Source organism: Kosakonia sp. S57 (assembly GCF_016516575.1).
Lineage (GTDB): Bacteria > Pseudomonadota > Gammaproteobacteria > Enterobacterales > Enterobacteriaceae > Kosakonia > Kosakonia cowanii.
The window spans coordinates 20,657-37,759 of the sequence record NZ_JACVUL010000010.1 but is presented as its reverse complement, the minus strand read 5'-3'; the positions used below and the strand labels follow the sequence as shown (position 1 = coordinate 37,759).

Annotated in this window: 15 protein-coding genes; 6 read left to right on the top strand and 9 right to left on the bottom strand. The window is 56.8% G+C overall.

Features of this window, described 5'->3' with window-relative positions:
• Window positions 1–97 precede the first annotated feature (97 nt).
• Both malF and malG read left to right on the top strand, forming a co-directional pair.
• Window positions 98–1,642 (top strand): maltose ABC transporter permease MalF, encoded by a 1,545-nt coding sequence (malF, locus tag IAE48_RS11630; protein ID WP_200134484.1) that lies wholly within the window; start codon window positions 98–100, stop codon window positions 1,640–1,642.
• Between the two features lie 14 nt (window positions 1,643–1,656).
• Window positions 1,657–2,547 carry a maltose ABC transporter permease MalG gene (gene malG / locus IAE48_RS11625; RefSeq protein ID WP_023478487.1) on the top strand — a complete coding sequence of 297 codons (891 nt, stop codon included), beginning with the start codon at window positions 1,657–1,659 and terminating at the stop codon, window positions 2,545–2,547.
• 75 nt (window positions 2,548–2,622) lie between these two features.
• On the opposite strand, the gene psiE is transcribed toward malG, so the two are convergent.
• Window positions 2,623–3,033: a phosphate-starvation-inducible protein PsiE gene (psiE, locus tag IAE48_RS11620; protein ID WP_023478361.1), complete on the bottom strand. Its 411-nt coding sequence runs from the start codon at window positions 3,031–3,033 to the stop codon at window positions 2,623–2,625.
• Window positions 3,034–3,170: 137 nt separating this feature from the next.
• On the opposite strand from psiE, the gene IAE48_RS11615 reads away from it, so the two are divergent.
• Together IAE48_RS11615 and IAE48_RS11610 are read left to right on the top strand one after the other, a co-directional pair.
• Entirely contained in the window at window positions 3,171–3,680 is a 510-nt protein-coding gene (locus IAE48_RS11615) for a GNAT family N-acetyltransferase (protein WP_200134483.1), read from the top strand.
• A 9-nt stretch (window positions 3,681–3,689) separates the two neighbouring features.
• Window positions 3,690–4,151 carry an acyltransferase gene (locus IAE48_RS11610; RefSeq protein WP_200134482.1) on the top strand — a complete coding sequence of 154 codons (462 nt, stop codon included), beginning with the start codon at window positions 3,690–3,692 and terminating at the stop codon, window positions 4,149–4,151.
• A gap of 35 nt (window positions 4,152–4,186) precedes the next feature.
• Here IAE48_RS11610 and IAE48_RS11605 read toward each other — a convergent pair whose 3' ends face one another.
• From IAE48_RS11605 to pgi, 5 genes are all read right to left on the bottom strand, one after another.
• The gene (locus IAE48_RS11605; protein ID WP_200134481.1) at window positions 4,187–6,283 is read right to left on the bottom strand and encodes a YjbH domain-containing protein; all 2,097 of its coding nucleotides are present in this window, start codon (window positions 6,281–6,283) and stop codon (window positions 4,187–4,189) included.
• A gap of 2 nt (window positions 6,284–6,285) precedes the next feature.
• A complete protein-coding gene (locus IAE48_RS11600) occupies window positions 6,286–7,023 on the bottom strand; it encodes a capsule biosynthesis GfcC D2 domain-containing protein (protein WP_200134480.1) in 738 nt (245 codons plus the stop codon).
• Window positions 7,020–7,658, bottom strand: coding sequence for a YjbF family lipoprotein (locus IAE48_RS11595; protein WP_042712624.1), 639 nt, complete (start codon window positions 7,656–7,658; stop codon window positions 7,020–7,022). The genes IAE48_RS11600 and IAE48_RS11595 overlap by 4 nt, the downstream gene beginning before the upstream one ends.
• Before the next feature lie 64 nt (window positions 7,659–7,722).
• Window positions 7,723–7,965, bottom strand: coding sequence for an exopolysaccharide production protein YjbE (gene yjbE, locus IAE48_RS11590; protein ID WP_071789442.1), 243 nt, complete (start codon window positions 7,963–7,965; stop codon window positions 7,723–7,725).
• Between the two features lie 444 nt (window positions 7,966–8,409).
• Window positions 8,410–10,059 (bottom strand): glucose-6-phosphate isomerase, encoded by a 1,650-nt coding sequence (pgi, locus tag IAE48_RS11585; RefSeq protein WP_054804247.1) that lies wholly within the window; start codon window positions 10,057–10,059, stop codon window positions 8,410–8,412.
• Window positions 10,060–10,423: 364 nt separating this feature from the next.
• Between pgi and lysC the strand changes: the two genes are divergently transcribed.
• The gene (lysC, locus tag IAE48_RS11580; RefSeq protein WP_139568492.1) at window positions 10,424–11,773 is read left to right on the top strand and encodes a lysine-sensitive aspartokinase 3; all 1,350 of its coding nucleotides are present in this window, start codon (window positions 10,424–10,426) and stop codon (window positions 11,771–11,773) included.
• Window positions 11,774–11,861: 88 nt separating this feature from the next.
• Here the strand turns inward: lysC and IAE48_RS11575 are convergent, their stop codons facing one another.
• From IAE48_RS11575 to IAE48_RS11565, 3 genes are read right to left on the bottom strand one after another with little or no spacing between them, the layout of a single operon-like run.
• On the bottom strand, window positions 11,862–12,647 hold the full coding sequence (locus IAE48_RS11575) for a nucleotidyltransferase domain-containing protein (protein ID WP_042712617.1): 786 nt from the start codon (window positions 12,645–12,647) through the stop codon (window positions 11,862–11,864).
• Between the two features lie 11 nt (window positions 12,648–12,658).
• Complete coding sequence (locus IAE48_RS11570; RefSeq protein ID WP_200134479.1) at window positions 12,659–13,885, bottom strand: RtcB family protein; 1,227 nt, start codon at window positions 13,883–13,885, stop codon at window positions 12,659–12,661.
• Complete coding sequence (locus IAE48_RS11565; protein ID WP_200134478.1) at window positions 13,875–15,020, bottom strand: slipin family protein; 1,146 nt, start codon at window positions 15,018–15,020, stop codon at window positions 13,875–13,877. The genes IAE48_RS11570 and IAE48_RS11565 overlap by 11 nt, the downstream gene beginning before the upstream one ends.
• 473 nt (window positions 15,021–15,493) lie before the next feature.
• Between IAE48_RS11565 and rtcR the strand changes: the two genes are divergently transcribed.
• Window positions 15,494–17,080, top strand: coding sequence for an RNA repair transcriptional activator RtcR (gene rtcR / locus IAE48_RS11560; RefSeq protein WP_200134477.1), 1,587 nt, complete (start codon window positions 15,494–15,496; stop codon window positions 17,078–17,080).
• Window positions 17,081–17,103 lie beyond the last annotated feature (23 nt).

Genomic DNA, 17,103 nt, shown 5'->3' with positions numbered 1-17,103 from the left:
GCAGGGCTAACTGGACAGGCTGTATACACGCCAGATTTCACGCTGCCTCGCTCACAACGAAGCGGCGTGGAGAGGGGCGTGTAGAGAGGACACTCCCATGGATGTTGTAAGAAAACGCCACTGGTGGCAAAGCTCGCAGGTTGCATGGGCTGCCATCGCCGTGATCGGGCTGCTGGTGGCTTACCTTGTCGTCATGATGTATGCCCAGGGGGAATACCTTTTTGCCATCACCACGCTCGTGCTGAGTTCGGCAGGCCTCTACATTTTTGCCAATCGTAAAGCGTACGCCTGGCGCTATGTCTATCCGGGTCTTGCGGGCATGGGGCTGTTCGTCCTCTTCCCGCTGATTTGCACCATCGCCATCGCCTTTACCAACTACAGCAGCACTAACCAGCTCACCCAGGAGCGCGCGCAGCAGGTGCTGCTCGACCGCTCATATCAGGCGGGCAAAGCCTATAACTTCGGCCTCTATCCGGACGGGGATAAGTGGCAATTAGCGCTGACGGATGGCGAGAGCGGCAAACACTATCTCTCCGACGCCTTTAAACCCGGCGGCGAACAGCAGCTGAAGGTTAAAGAGGTCGATGCGCTGCCTGCGGGCGAGCGCGCCAATCTGCGTGTGATTACGCAAAACCGCCAGGGGCTGAACCAGCTCACCGCGGTACTACCGGATGAGAGCAAAGTGGCGATGAGCTCGCTGCGCCAGTTCTCCGGCACCCGCCCGCTCTATCAGGTTGAGCAGGATGGCACGCTGCTCAATAACCAGAGCGGCGTCAAGTATCGCCCGAACAACCAGACCGGCTTCTACCAGGCGCTTAACGCCGACGGCAGCTGGGCCAGTGAGAAACTGAGCCCCGGTTATACCGTCACTATCGGCTGGGATAACTTCACCCGCGTCTTTACCGATGAGGGTATCCAGAAACCGTTTATCGAGATTTTTATCTGGACGGTGATCTTCTCCATCCTCACCGTAGTGCTGACGGTGGCGGTCGGTATGGTGCTGGCCTGCGTTGTGCAGTGGGAGTCGTTAAAGGGTAAGGCTGTCTACCGGCTGCTGCTGATCCTGCCTTACGCCGTGCCGTCGTTTATCTCGATCCTGATCTTTAAAGGGCTATTCAACCAGAGCTTTGGTGAGATCAACATGATGCTGAGCGCGCTGTTCGGCATTAAACCGGCATGGTTTAGCGATCCGAATACTGCCCGCGCGATGGTGGTGATCGTTAACACCTGGCTCGGCTACCCCTACATGATGATCCTCTGCATGGGTCTGCTGAAAGCGATCCCGGAAGATCTCTATGAAGCCTCGGCAATGGACGGCGCCGGGCCGTTACAGAACTTTTTCCGTATCACCTTCCCGCTGCTGATCAAGCCCCTGACGCCGCTGATGATCGCCAGCTTTGCCTTTAACTTTAACAACTTCGTGCTGATCCAACTGCTGACCAACGGCGGCCCGGATCGTATCGGCACCACCACGCCGGCGGGCTATACCGACCTGCTGGTGAGCTACACCTACCGCATCGCCTTTGAAGGCGGCGGCGGCCAGGACTTCGGTCTTGCGGCGGCTATCGCCACGCTGATCTTCCTGCTGGTGGGCGCGCTGGCCATCGTCAATCTGAAAGCCACGCGCATGAAATTCGATTAAGGAGGAGGAAAACTATGGCTATGGTGCAGGCGAAATCGCAAAAGCTGCGGCTCTTTTTCACCCATGCGTTACTGCTGCTGTTTATCGCCGCGATTATGTTCCCGCTGCTGATGGTGATCGCCATTTCACTGCGTGAAGGCAACTTCGCCACCGGCAGCCTGATCCCGGAGCGTATCTCCTGGGAGCACTGGCGTCTGGCGCTGGGCTTTAGTGTTGAGCATGCCGATGGGCGCGTCACCCCGCCGCCCTTCCCGGTGCTGTTATGGCTGTGGAACTCGGTGAAGATCGCCGTGATTACCGCCATCGGCATTGTCGCGCTCTCCACCACCTGCGCCTACGCCTTTGCCCGTATGCGTTTTCGCGGTAAAGCGACGCTGCTGAAAGGGATGCTGATTTTCCAGATGTTCCCGGCGGTGCTGTCGCTGGTGGCGCTCTATGCCCTGTTTGATCGTTTAGGCCAGTACATTCCGTTTATCGGGCTGAATACGCACGGTGGGGTGATCTTCGCCTATCTCGGTGGGATCGCACTGCATGTCTGGACGATCAAGGGGTATTTCGAAACGATCGACAGCTCGCTGGAAGAGGCCGCCTCGCTGGATGGCGCGACCCCATGGCAGGCGTTCCGCCTGGTGCTGCTGCCGCTGTCGGTGCCAATTCTGGCGGTGGTGTTTATTCTGTCGTTTATTGCGGCCATTACCGAAGTGCCGGTCGCCTCGCTGCTGCTGCGCGATGTCGACAGCTACACGCTGGCGGTGGGGATGCAGCAGTATCTCAACCCGCAGAACTACTTATGGGGCGATTTCGCCGCCGCGGCGGTGCTCTCCGCCATCCCGATTACCCTGGTGTTCCTGCTGGCGCAGCGCTGGCTGGTCAATGGCCTGACGGCCGGCGGGGTGAAGGGCTAAATTTCATCGTTGTCATACCCTTGTTGTTATTGCCACTGCACCCTCAATTTCGGCGGCCTGAACAGGCCGCCTTTTTTATTCGCGGCGCAGGCGTTGGGAGTTACAGATCCACAGCGTGATCACCAGCAGCAAGATCGCCGCCGAGTAGATCAGCACATCCATCGGCGACTGATGATCGATGATGATCAGCCGCACAATCGCCGTAATGCCGATATAGACAAAGTAGCGCAGCGGGAAGTGAAGCCCGGACTGAAAATACTTCACAATCAAGGCGATAAATTCGAAGTAGAGGAAGTAGACCACCAGCCCTTCGACCAGCTCATATTTGCTGGTTTGTACCGGCGCGAAGAGCGCAATGGCCAGATGCAGCGTCTCTTTGCCCAAAAAAACAATCAGGATAATACCCAGCGCCAGCAGACCCAGGCTGAGTATGCCCTGCAAAATAGTTGAAACAAACGCCACCCGCGGGTGATTAAGCGACGACATAACAGCACCTCATTATTGTTAGAAGATCCTCTGTATATCGCGTAAATGTGATCTTGATCTACTTTTTTTACTTAGATTATGTGACAGCCCGTGATGAGATGTATCGCTGAGCCAGCGAAGCGGGAGAGTAATAAGCGATGATGACGATACGTAAAGCGAGCGTGGAAGATGCCGCGCTGTTGAGCGAGATGGGCTATGCCAGTTACACCCACCATTTCGCGCACTTATGGCAGGAGAAGAGTGAACTGGAGGCATTTCTGCACCAGGAGTACGCTGTGCCATCCCTGCAACAGAGCCTGCAAAGCGAAGCGGGAAACTGGTTTATCCTCTCCGATCCCAGTCCGGTGGGATTTGCTAAAGTCACGTGGCATTGCGCCAGTGACGACAACGGCCCAGCCGGCACGCTGCTGCATAAGCTCTATCTCTTACCTGGCGAAACGGGAAAAGGCTACGGCGAGCATCTCATTAATGAGATAGCGCGTGAGGCACAAGGCCGTGGCGAGACCTTTTTCTGGCTGGAGGTGCTGGATGCCAACCCGCACGCGCAGCGTTTCTATCAGCGCCAGGGGTTCGCGTTTATTAAGAGCGCCCTCTTCACCACACCTTCTCAACAAAGCACGCTGCATATTTTCGGCAAAGCGCTTTAAGGAGCCATTATGCACACCGCCTCTCTTCGCCACGCCGCCGTTCGCAACGTGACCTGCGGTGAAAATGTGGTGATTTATGAGCCCGCCAATCTGTATGACTGCACGCTGGCGGATGAGGTTTTTGTCGGCCCGTTTGTAGAAATCCAGAGTAATACGCAGATAGGCAAAGCCACGAAGATCCAGTCCCACACCTTTATTTGTGAGTACGTCACCATTGGCGAAGGCTGCTTTATCGGCCATGGCGTAATGTTCGCCAACGATCTGTTCCGCGACGGCAAACCCGATCCAAATCGCGAAAACTGGGGGCGGATCACGATTGGCGATGGGGTATCTATTGGCAGCGGTGCGACGATTCTGGCGGTCTCGATTTGCGATGGCTGCGTAATTGGCGCGGGCAGCGTGGTGACAAAGTCGACTACGGTGAAAGGCGTTTATGCGGGCAATCCGGCGCGACTGCTGCGCCGGTTGTAGAACAGCGCCCTTCTCAGCGCGAGAAGGGCGTTTGCTTACTGGAAGTTAACTGACTTATCGCTGGTCAGGCTGTAGAGATCGAATTTACGGCCCAGTTTCTGGCCGCCGTCACGCGTCAGCGGTGTCCAGCCGATGGCGGCACGGCTGCGGGTCGGGCTGGCGCTGAACAGATCCAGCGGTACGGAGACATACACCCCTTTGGTGAAATCCCCTTCGCCGTACTGCGCGGCGGAAACGTTAGTTTTCGTCGCATACGCCCCGACCACGATGCCGCTGTCGAAGTGTTTCGACACTTCCAGCGTCACCCCTTTATCGCCCGCCAGATACTGCCCGGCGCTCGCTTTTACCAGCACGTTATCAGCGAACCACGGCGTCCAGTAGGCGGTGAAGTGCCCGGTTTTCACACTGTAATCGGTGAACTTCATCATGTCCTGGGCGCTGCGCCAGTCACGCTGCTTCACGTAGTTGGCGTCAATCCCGAAGGCGAGCGGCCCGTCAACCGGACGCCACAGCACCTCTGCACCCGCACCGCCGTACATGGTCTCCAGATAACCGCCATAGACCTGGCCATAGAAATTATTGCCGAGGTACTGGAGGTAGTTGGCCTGCAGGTTGTTCACATAGACATCGTTCTGCACATATTCACGCACGCGGGTACGCACACGCGGCAGCGCGGAGTCCTTCGGCGGGTTGGTGTAGTTAAACTTGTCATAGTTATTGGAGATGTTGCCGAACAGGCTGCCGGTGGTCAGCAGATGGTCAGTCACCCACCAGTCGGCGGTCGCCATTATCCCCAGCTGATACATGTAGAAGCCTTCCGGCCCGCCGAGCGACTGGTTAAGCACCGGATCGAGATGGAAGTCGAACGCCGTGCGGTCGATATACCAGCCCTGCTCGGTTTTATCCGGCACGATTGGCGTGACGCGTTTTTGCACCAGCTCCGTATCCTGTCCCAGCGGTTCGCCCTCAAGGTGGCGTTTCAGGCTGGCGACATCCGTTTCGGTGGTCACGGCTGGCATGCGCAGACGGTTTTCCGTCACCCGGATGGTGCGAATACCGTCCGGCAAATCATTCATGATGATACGGTTTGCGCGCTCAACGCCTTCCTGGTTATGACGATATTTCACCTGCTCACCGGTGACATAGAGCGTATCGCCCTTGACCTGAATTTGCGGATCCGCAAGACCGGCGTTGTACTTCAGCAATGTAAGCTGGTTCGCCACCACCGAGTGTTGCAGGATCGCATCCTGCGGCTGCGGTTGATACTTCGGCCGTGGATTATCGTTATACGCCGGGCGTAAGTTATTGAAGTTATTACGCAGGGTGAAGCCGAACATCCAGGTGTTGCCGCGCTCGTAGCTCAGGTTGATGTCTGCCCAGTCCGACACGCGATAGATCGCGCCGACGTTAACTTTGCTGCGCTGCGGCAGTTTGCCGGCAAAATCCTGCTGATAGTTGTTGCCGTCATACTCCAGCTTCAGGCGCAGCGGGTTCCACGGCGTCTGGTACTCCACGCCGCCGAACAGCGCGCTCGGGCCGCGGAACATCTGGCTGGTATCCGTTGAACCGGCCTGTTTATAGCGGTTGTCACGCACGCAATAGGCTGACTTGTAGCTACAGAGCGGGTTTTTAATATTTCCATTGGTGCCGAGATAGCCCCAGCCAATACCGAGGGAGAAATCAAACGGTCCCCAGGCTTTGTTCGCCACCAGATATTCGCCATCGAACAGCCCTGTCCCGCCGATATCGCGCGCGCCGACGGAGACCTGCGGTAGCCAGTAGCCCTCTTCCCAGAGGCGTAATTTCAGATCGAACGCTTTATCTTTATAGGTCTGATTGCCGGAGAACGCTTCGACCGAGCTATATTTGCGCGTGCGCACGTCGGTGTAACGCAGTGTAGTTTCCAGCCACGGGAAGAGCTGCACCGAGCCAGAGTAGTAACGATACTGGTCGTTATCGCGGTAGTTCAGGCTCAGCTCGCCCTCGGGCGCCATACGTGCGGTGGGCGTTTGCAACAGGCCAACGCCGCCGAAATCTGACTGCGAAGGCCCGATTGGGTCCGGCCAGGACTCCGCGTGACAAGCGGCGCTCACGCCAAGCGCCAATATGCTAATAACAAACGATTTTTTCATTATTATTCCGGTATCCGATGCGTCAGGGACTGGAGAATGTCGGCATTGAGCTTGTCATTCTCATCGCTCCACAAACCCGGTGCGAAACCGACGAAAATCACGCTGCCGGGCATCGGCTCGACGTGACGACGGTTCCAGTAAGCCACCGGTACCTTTTGCGTTTTACCGTTGGGATAGACCACCCATGCATAGCTGCGATCCGCGCCGCTCAACAGATCCATCTCATCGAGGTAGCTCACCACATCGCGCTCTGGCGTAAAGGGTTTCTTGCCCGGCCGGCTCACCAGCCCGACCACGGTAATGGTGGTCGGCTGCGGTCCCACCCACAGGGTGTAGTCGCCTTCCAGCGGCCGGTTAGCGCGGCGGTGCGTGCGTAAAAAGTCGGGATCGAGTTCAACAAGTTGCCTGCCGGTGACCTTGATTCCCTGCAACTGCTGACGCAAGCCGTTAATGGCGGCGGCGCTGTCACCGCCCTCTTCTGACGCGAGCGTGGTGAGCCGGGCCAGCAGCGCCTGATGGCGTGCCTGCTCGGTAATGGTCGCCTTACGCTCGCTGACCACCGCACCCGGCCACCAGCTGTTCGCCAGCCTCGGCTGACCCACCAGATCGACCAGATGTTCGGCATTGGTTAAGGTTTTCGGTTTGCTGTCGCCGGGGGTGTAGACATCAACGGTGCCGGTCGCCAGCGCCAGCGGGGAGACGAGGCTTGAAAGCATCAAAAGGAGCGCGCGTGTTTTCATTGTTTGCCCGCCTTAATCAGCGTGGTTTTCACCGGGAACCAGTCCGCGCCAAGATACTGTTCAGACTGGCGGATCACCCCGTCCTCATCCACCCAGTAGCGGTTGCGCCAGCTTTTTTGATCCGTTGTGACCTCTTCATCCAGCACGCGAACGCGGGTTTCGTCGCTGCCCAGCTGCACGGTGTCGGTGCCATTCCAGTGGAACACCGAGCGGGCAGTGGCATAGCGCACCTGTTTGTATTCGGTCCAGCCCATCATGCGCGTCCAGCGGGTGCCGTCGATAATTTGGTTAGGTTTCGCCAGCGGGTCTGCCGCCAGGTTGGTGACATCAAGCAGGTTATCGGTGCCAAGGTGGGTTTTTACGATGCGATAGTTTTGCGTCACGATGACGGCCTGATCTTGCGTCACCCATTTTTGCTGGCCGTTTTCGGCAAATGCCAACACCACAAACAGCTGAGGACCGTTGTTAAGGCGCATATATTGGCTGGCGTAGGGCATATTACGGATATCTTCATCGGTAAGCTGCACGCCCGGCGTGCCAAATACGCTATTCCAGAGTGAATTCCCGAGGCCTTTGATCGGGCCTGAACATGCCTGAAGGAGCAGGCAAATCAAAATGATACCAGGTCGCTTCACGACTCTTCTCCGAAAGGGACGAAATAACCACACCGAAGTGTGGTTATAGTTAATGCACTCGCTATTACTGAGTACTTGTCGTGGTGGTGGTTGTGGTCCCCGTATTGGAACCATCACCGCCACCGGTTGCCGCCAGAGCGACACCTACCGCTGACCCTACGGTGCTCGCACTCGTTGCCGCAGAGCTGCCTGCAGAAACAGAGGTCGCTGCCGAGCCTGCTGCGTCACCGGTTTGCACCGGTGCAGCGAAAGCAGACGTCGCCGCAAGCGCGGTTATGGCAAAAATGCCATAAAGAGCTTTTTTCATATCAATTTCCCTTCATTGAATGAATGGAGATTTGCCTGAAAAAATTCAGGCGATAGGGAGTATACACAACTAAAGCAGATGAATTACGCCTCAGGAAATAGCGGGGAACCTTTTCGGAACATTAGCCGGAGCGTATATTTAGCAAGCAGCTATCTTTATAAATACTTTAAAAAACATAGACATAAATAATCACATATTATTCATACAATAAGGCTAGTCCTAAAATAGATAGCAAGCGTTACGCTATACGCCCTGATTTTCGGATAAACCTGATGAATGATAATACGCGCGGTAAAGAAGGCTATTCCGACCGGATTAGCCCTAACGGAAATAACATTATTGGAATTACTTATATATTGATTGGCGCAGACGGTGGATATTTATGGCGCGGCGGGAATAATTGCGCAGACAAAAAAAAGCGCCGCCGAAGCGACGCTTTCTCTGTTAACCGCGCCAGGATTTGTAGCGGTTAATCAGCCCGTTTGTCGAGCTGTCATGGCTGGAGATGGAGCGATCGTCACCCAGCTCTGGCAGGATACGGTTCGCCAGCTGTTTACCCAGCTCAACGCCCCACTGGTCAAAGGTGAAGATGTTGAGGATGGCGCCCTGGGTGAAGATTTTGTGCTCATAGAGCGCAATCAGCGCGCCGAGGCTAAACGGCGTAATTTCACGCAGCAGGATGGAGTTGGTCGGGCGGTTGCCTTCAAACACTTTGAACGGCACCACGTGATCCAGCGTTGCCGGATCTTTACCCTGATCGCGATACTCCTGCTCAACCACCTCACGGGATTTGCCGAACGCCAGCGCTTCGGTCTGAGCGAAGAAGTTGGAGAGCAGCTTCTGGTGGTGATCGGAAAGCGCGTTATGGGTGATGGCCGGAGCGATGAAATCGCACGGCACCATTTTGGTTCCCTGGTGAATCAGCTGGTAAAACGCATGCTGACCGTTGGTACCCGGCTCACCCCAGATGATTGGGCCAGTCTGGTAATCCACGGCGTTGCCATTACGGTCAACGTATTTACCGTTGGACTCCATGTTGCCCTGCTGGAAATAAGCGGCAAAGCGGTGCATGTACTGGTCATACGGCAGGATCGCTTCGGTTTCAGCGCCGAAGAAGTTGTTGTACCAGATACCGATCAGCGCCAGCAGCACCGGCAGGTTCTTATCCAGCTCGGTGGAGGCGAAGTGCTTGTCCATCGCATGCGCGCCGGAAAGCAGCTCAACAAAGTTGTCGAAGCCAACCGAGAGGATGATCGACAGGCCAATCGCCGACCACAGGGAGTAACGGCCGCCCACCCAGTCCCAGAACTCAAACATATTAGCGGTATCAATCCCGAACTCACCCACCGCTTTCGCGTTGGTCGAGAGCGCGGCAAAGTGCTTCGCCACATGCTTTTCATCACCAGCGGTTTTCAGGAACCAGTCGCGCGCGCTGTGGGCGTTGGTCATGGTTTCCTGGGTGGTGAAGGTTTTCGATGCCACGAGGAACAGGGTGCTTTCCGGGTTCACTTTCTTCAGCACTTCGGCGATGTGGGTGCCATCGACGTTAGAGACAAAGTGCATGTTAAGGTGATTTTTGTACGGGCGCAGCGCTTCGGTGACCATAAACGGGCCGAGATCCGAGCCGCCAATGCCGATGTTGACCACGTCGGTGATCGGCTTGCCGGTGTAGCCTTTCCAGCTACCTGAAATGATCGCTTCAGAGAAGCTTTTCATCTTCTCCAGCACCGCGTTCACTTCCGGCATCACATCTTTGCCATCGACCATAATCGGCGTATTGCTACGGTTACGCAGCGCGACGTGCAGCACGGCGCGATCTTCGGTGCGGTTGATCTTCTCACCGGAGAACATCGATTTGATGGCACCGGCCAGATCGGTCTCTTTCGCCAGCGCCAGCAGCGCGTCGAGGGTCTCTTGCGTGATGCGGTTTTTGGAGTAATCCACCAGCATCAGATCGTCGAAGGTGGCGGAGAATTTGGTAAAGCGGTCACCGTCTTTTGCGAAGAGATCCGCAAGAGTGACGTCCTTCATTTCAGCGTAGTGTTTCTGTAGTGCCTGCCAGGCAGAAGTCTGCGTTGGATTGATGTTTTTCATAGCAATACTCTTCTGATTTGAGAAGTGAGACTGCCGTCGATTGTAGCGCCTGCGAAGGGAAGGTGTGATGGTTTTTATGTCAAAGGTTCGGTCGATGTGCGCAAAAGCCAGGCAAAAAACAGCGAAAACCAGCACAACATAAGTCATTTTACTAACAGCAAAAGCAGCATGAAAAATCCGCATAATCCCGACGTTGACACTATGCCCGCCCAGCCTTTATTTATAAATACACTGTTTTGCGAATGTTTTTTGCAGGAAAACTGCACGCTTCAGTTTCATCTACCCAGGCCACCGCTGTGGGGTGAAAGGCGAAGGTTCAACCTTGTGCCATGGCTGAAATGATATCCCCTGACACGAGGTAGTTATGTCAAGTTTCGTTGTCGCTAAATTTGGCGGCACCAGCGTTGCCGATTACGATGCCATGAACCGCAGTGCGGACGTGGTGCTCTCCGATAACAGTGTCCGTCTGGTGGTGCTCTCCGCTTCCGCAGGCGTGACCAACTTACTGGTTGCGCTGGCCGAAGGCCTTGAAGCGACCGAGCGTTTCGTCAAGCTCGACGCCATCCGCAAAATTCAGTTCGATATTCTGGAGCGTATGGGCAGCCAGGCGGTGATCCGCGAAGAGATCGAACGCCTGCTGGAAAATATTACTACCCTCGCTGAAGCTGCTTCGCTGGCAACCTCGGCGGCGCTGACGGATGAGCTGGTCAGCCACGGCGAACTGATGTCGACCCTGCTGTTTGTGGAAGTGCTGCGCGAGCGTAGCGTGCAGGCGCAGTGGTTTGATATTCGCAAAGTGATGCGCACCAGCGACCGTTTTGGCCGCGCCGAGCCAGACGTAGCCGCCCTCTCAACGCTTGCCACGCAGCAACTTGCCCCGCGCATCAACGAAGGCCTGGTGATCACCCAGGGCTTTATCGGCAGCGAAGCGAAAGGCCGCACCACTACGCTTGGCCGCGGCGGCAGCGATTACACCGCCGCGTTACTGGCTGAAGCGCTGAGCGCGTCGCGCGTCGATATCTGGACCGATGTCCCGGGCATTTACACCACCGATCCGCGCGTGGTGCCAGCGGCAAAACGCATTGATGAAATCGCCTTTGAAGAGGCGGCAGAGATGGCGACCTTCGGCGCGAAAGTGCTCCATCCAGCGACGCTGTTACCGGCGGTACGCAGCGATATTCCGGTGTTTGTCGGCTCGAGCAAAGATCCGCAGGCGGGCGGTACGCTGGTGTGCAATAACACTACCAATCCGCCGCTGTTCCGCGCGCTGGCGCTGCGTCGTAAGCAGACGCTATTAACGCTGCACAGCCTGAATATGCTCCACTCGCGCGGCTTCCTCGCCGAAGTGTTCGGCATTCTGGCGCGGCATAATATTTCGGTCGATCTGATTACCACCTCGGAAGTGAGCGTGGCGCTGACGCTGGATACCACCGGTTCCACCTCCACGGGCGATACGCTGCTGACGCAGGGGCTGCTGATGGAGCTTTCGGCGCTCTGTCGGGTGGAAGTGGAAGAGGATCTGGCGCTGGTGGCGCTGATTGGCAACGATTTGTCGAAAGCGTGCGGCGTGGGCAAAGAGGTGTTCGGCGTGCTCGAACCGTTCAATATCCGCATGATCTGTTACGGCGCGTCGAGCCATAACCTCTGTTTCCTTGTCCCCGGAAAAGAGGCCGAACAGGTGGTGCAGAAGTTACATCACAACCTGTTCGAGTGAGATTTTGCCTGATGGCGGCTGCGCCTTATCAGGCCTACGGGAATGATGCCGTTTGTAGGCCGGGTAAGCGCAGCGCCACCCGGCAGGATTACGCCATCACCGTTTCAAACAGCAACTGGTCGAGATCGTGAACATTGCCGCTGCGGCTCTCGGGCAACGCATCGGCCACTTCACCGCGCGCCAGCTCCTGGCTTATAAAATCATGCATCAACGGCCGCCGCGCGCCGTACTGCGCTTCACCTGCGCGCTGCTTCACCTCCAGCAGCTCATCGATTTCAGCCCGCAGCGGCGCGCCGAGATCGCTCCCTGCCAGCAGCGTGGCGAAACGCATCGGCGGCATCCCTTTCCCCGCCTCTATCCAGCGCACCGCCAGTAGCGGGCGCAGCACATAGAAGTATTTCTTCAGCCGCACCTGCTCATCCTGCAAGTAGCTGCGAAAGTTCTTCTTCGCCATCGCGTAGTAGTGCCAGCGCGCGCGAACCGGTGAAAACCAGTGCGGCACCTGATCGCGTAACGCCGCCAGCACGCCCTCATCCTGCTGATAGACCACCGGCGAATCGAGCCACTCGATAAGCGTCGGGTTTGCGGACTTCAATAACCCCAGCGCTTTGCGCCACTCCCAGCCGCAAACATCCAGCTCCGCGTCTATCGGCAGCTCGATCACATCGCGCTGCGGTTCAACGCGCAGATACCAGCGCGGCTTGTGCACATACAAAAAGCGCACATCATAATCGCTGTCCGGCGAGGCAAAGCCCCAGCCGCGACTGCCCGATTCGCAGGCGTAGAGCACTCTCACATCATATTTGCGCTCTACTGCCTCTAACTCGAGCCGCACGCGTTCACGCATGGCGGCATCAACTCCGTGCTGTTCCATTTCTGACTCCTTTATCCTTTTACGCACACCACCTGACGCAGGGTATGCACCACTTCCACCAGCGAGGCCTGCGCCGCCATCACGGCGTCGATATCTTTATAGGCCATCGGGATCTCATCGATCACCTCGCTGTCTTTACGGCACTCCACATGCGCGGTAGCGCGGATCTGATCCTCAACGGTAAAGCGCTTTTTAGCCGCGGTACGGCTCATGGTGCGCCCGGCACCGTGGCTGCATGAACAGAAGCTCTCTTCATTTCCCAGCCCGCGCACGATAAAGCTTTTCGCACCCATTGAGCCGGGAATAATCCCCATCTGCCCCTTTTGCGCCGACACCGCGCCTTTACGCGTTACCAGCACCTCTTCACCAAAGTGCGTCTCTTTTTGCACATAGTTATGGTGGCAATTCACCGCTTCCTGCTGGGTCATAAAAGGTTTGGTGATAATACTCGACAGCGCTGCCAACACGCGCGACATCATCACTTCCCGGTTATGACGGGCGAAATCCTGCGCCCACTCGACCGCTTCCAGATAGTCGTCATAGTGCTTGCTCCCCTCGCGGAAATAGGCGAGGTTTCGGTCCGGCAGATTGGCGATATGCTGCTGCATATCCTGCTGGGCCAGGGTGATAAAGACGTTGCCGATGGCGTTACCCACGCCGCGCGAACCGCTGTGCAACATCACCCAGACCCGCTGCTGCTCATCCAGACACACTTCAATAAAGTGGTTACCGGTGCCCAATGTTCCCAGATGCTGATAATTGTTAGTTTTCAGCAAGCGCGGATATTTATCCGTCAGCCGCTTAAAGCGCGGCGCAAGCGACGCCCAGTGCACATCCACCTCTTCCGGCGGTCTTGACCATGAGCCTTTATCCCGCTTCGATCGGTTTACCGAGCGCCCGTGCGGCACAGCTTGCTCAATGGCGCTGCGCAGCCCGCTCAGGTTATCCGGCAGATCGCTTGCCAGCAGCGAGGTGCGCACGGCAATCATGCCGCAACCGATATCCACGCCGACCGCCGCCGGGATAATCGCCCCTTTGGTCGGGATGACGCTACCAATGGTAGAGCCTTTCCCGAGGTGCACATCCGGCATCACCGCCAGATGTTTGAAGATAAACGGCATTTTGGCGGTATTAAGCAACTGCTCACGCGCTTCTGGCTCGACCGGCACGCCGTGGGTCCACATCTTCACCGGCGCGCTGTTTTCACGCGCCAGCAGGTTGTAATCGTTATGCTGCATTATCTTTTCCTTTAATGTTTACAAGGCCGTGCAATACCTGGTCGAGACCACCGAAGACCGAGATCTTATCGATGCGCTCTGCGACACGCTCCAGCGTTTCCAGCTCTTTCAGGCGCAATGCCACCGGGTTGCTCTCCATCACTTTTGCCGTGTTCAGCAACGAACGGGTGGCGGCGGTCTCTTCGCGGCGGCGGATCACATTCGCCTGCGCCGACTTTTCTGCCTCCACTAAGCGCGACAGAATGGTTTTCATCTCGCCCGGCAGGATGATGTCTTTTACGCCAAGCGACGCCACTTCGATGCCGAAGGCCGCCATGCGGTTCGCCACCTGCACGCTAACGACATCAGCAATAATCTGCTTATCTTCCAGCAGCTCATCCAGTGTGCGGGTACCGATCGCTTCACGCAGGGCAAACTGCAGCTCGCGGTAGAGGTGATCCAGCGGTTTGCTCAACTGGGCAAACGCGCTCAGCAGATCGCTGTAACGCCAGTTCGCCGCCAGGTTGAGGCGCAGGGTCACTTTATCTTTGGTCAGGATCTCCTGGCCGCTTACTTCCAGCACCTGCAGGCGCAGATCGACCACTTCCGCTTCCACCAGGTGGTTCACTTTCCAGTAACCGCTGATACCCGCCGGTAACAGCGCCTGGGTTTCACCATCGATTTTCAGCACGCCCGCATGCCAGGCGGGAACCTGCACCACGAGGATTGCGTCGCGCCCTTTCACCGCTGCGCCGCGTTTCGGCTGTAATACGGCGTTCAGAATATCGGCCGGGACGCTCACCTCGTCGGTATTGAGGCGCACCAGCGTCAGGGTGTCGTCCGCTTTCCAGTAAAGACGGCGCGTGGCGGGCGGCAAAATCTCCAGCAGCATGCCGTTCAGGCAGAGCGCGCCCGCTTCGTTATCGCCCAGATCGGCTGCCAGGCAATATTTTTCCACCCACTCCGGCTGGAAACGGCGCAAATACTCGGCAAGACCCGCCGGCACTTCGCTGCCGTCACGGTTAACAACCAGCACATCCGGCTTTTTGCCAAACCATGGCAGACGGTGCTCTCCGGTTTCCAGAACCTGGTAGTAGTCGCCCTCTTTTGCCAGTAACGCTAACTGACCTTTTCGAATTGTGATTTTGTTGGTCATCTCTATTCCCTCTTATTTTTGTTGTTACGACCGCGGATGCAGGGGCGAAGCGACAGGGGAAACACTGTTTTGCCTGCCGCCCGGCGCCATTATCGGCGGTCGTCTCATGTCACCGTAAACTGCGCGATGACGGGGTACTGCATCATGATTATCTGGAGAGATAATGGTTGCGAACTCGGGAGTCGAACCCGATCAATAACCGATTTTTCGCAAATGTCTCTGCACTGACGGAACGCCTCCGGGAAAACGGCGCTTGCCGCTCCTGATGCGCCGGCGGGGTGAATAACCCCAGCGAACTCAGCGTGTTGACGAGATAACTATTGCGAGAGGCGTGCCAAAAAGAGGGAAACAAACAAATAAATTTTTATATTATTGAAAATTAATAACTTATTTTTTTAGTCTGATGCCAGGCATTGTGCCAGCCTACGAGATTTCTTATCTTTATATATCGCCCTTTATTATTCAGGATAAAGATGAAACGTCGGGTTGTGATTGGGGTGCTGGGAACAGTGCTGGATAAACGCGGAAAACGGCATAACCGCTTTCGCAAATGGCGACCGACGGTGGCGCTCTGCCAGCAAGCGGATTTTCCTGTTGACCGGCTGGAGTTGATCCACCAGCCGCGCGATGAGGGGCTGGCGGCGCACACCGCAGAAGATATCGCTGTGCTCTCGCCGCGCACCGAGGTGCGCACCCACCCGGTGGAGATCAAAAACCCGTGGGATTTCGAAGAGGTCTACGCCGCGTTTCTCGATTTCGCCACTCACTACCCTTTCGACACCGACAATGAAGAGTACCTGGTGCATATCACCACCGGGACGCACGTGGCGCAGATCTGCTGGTTCCTGCTCACCGAAGCGCGCTACCTTCCCGCTAGCCTGTTGCAGACCGGCCCGGCGGCGAGAGGCGCGAACGATAAAGAGATCTCAGCGGGCGTCTGTTCGGTTATCGATCTCGATTTAAGCCGCTATGCCACGCTGACCAGCCGTTTTCAGCGCGAGCAGCAGCAGTCGGTCTCGTTCCTGAAATCGGGTATTGATACGCGCAACGCTACCTTTAACCGCCTGATCGATCAGATTGAGCGCGTGGCGCTGCGCTCCTCTGCGCCGATTCTGCTTACCGGCCCGACCGGGGCAGGAAAATCGTTTCTGGCAAAACGCATCTTTCAGCTACGCCACTCCCGCCATCTCGTTGCCGGGCGGCTGGTGGCAGTGAACTGCGCCACCCTGCGTGGCGATAACGCCATGTCGACGCTGTTTGGTCACGTTAAGGGAGCGTTTACCGGCGCACAGCAGGCGCGAACCGGGCTGCTGCGCGAAGCGGACGGCGGGGTGCTGTTCCTTGATGAGATCGCTGAGCTGGGGCTGGATGAGCAGGCGATGCTGTTAAAAGCGATTGAAGAGAAGACCTTTTTCCCCTTCGGCTCAGATAAAGAGGTGCAGAGTGACTTCCAGCTGATTGCCGGTACCCATCGCAATATGCAGCAGTGGGTTGATGAGGGGCGCTTCAGGGAGGATCTCTACGCGCGTATCAATATGTGGACCTTTGAACTGCCGGGGCTGGCGCAGCGGCGGGAGGATATCGCTCCCAATATCGAGTATGAGTTGCAGCGTTTTGGCCTTGAGCAGCAGACGCAGATCCGCTTCGACAAAGGGGCGCGCGAGCGTTACCTGGCCTTCGCCTGCTCGGCGCAGGCGGCGTGGCGCGGCAATTTCCGCGAGCTGAGCACCTCGATTGCCCGCATGGCAACGCTGGCGGAACAGGGCCGCATCACCGATACGCTGGTGTCAGAGGAGATCGCCCGCCTGGAGTACAACTGGCGCGGTGCGCCATCAACGGGCGATCTTCCGGTCGACCTTGAGACGCTGGATCTCTTCGACCGACGCCAGCTGGAGAGCGTGGTGGAGGTGTGTCGCCGCACGCAGAGCCTCTCTGAAGCGGGCCGTGAACTGTTTGCGGTCTCGCGGCAGAAAAAAGCCAACCCCAATGATGCTGACCGGCTGCGTAAATATCTTGCGCGCTTTGGCCTCAGTTGGGAGAGCGTGCGTGGCGCAACATAAACGATCTTCATCATAATTCGTTT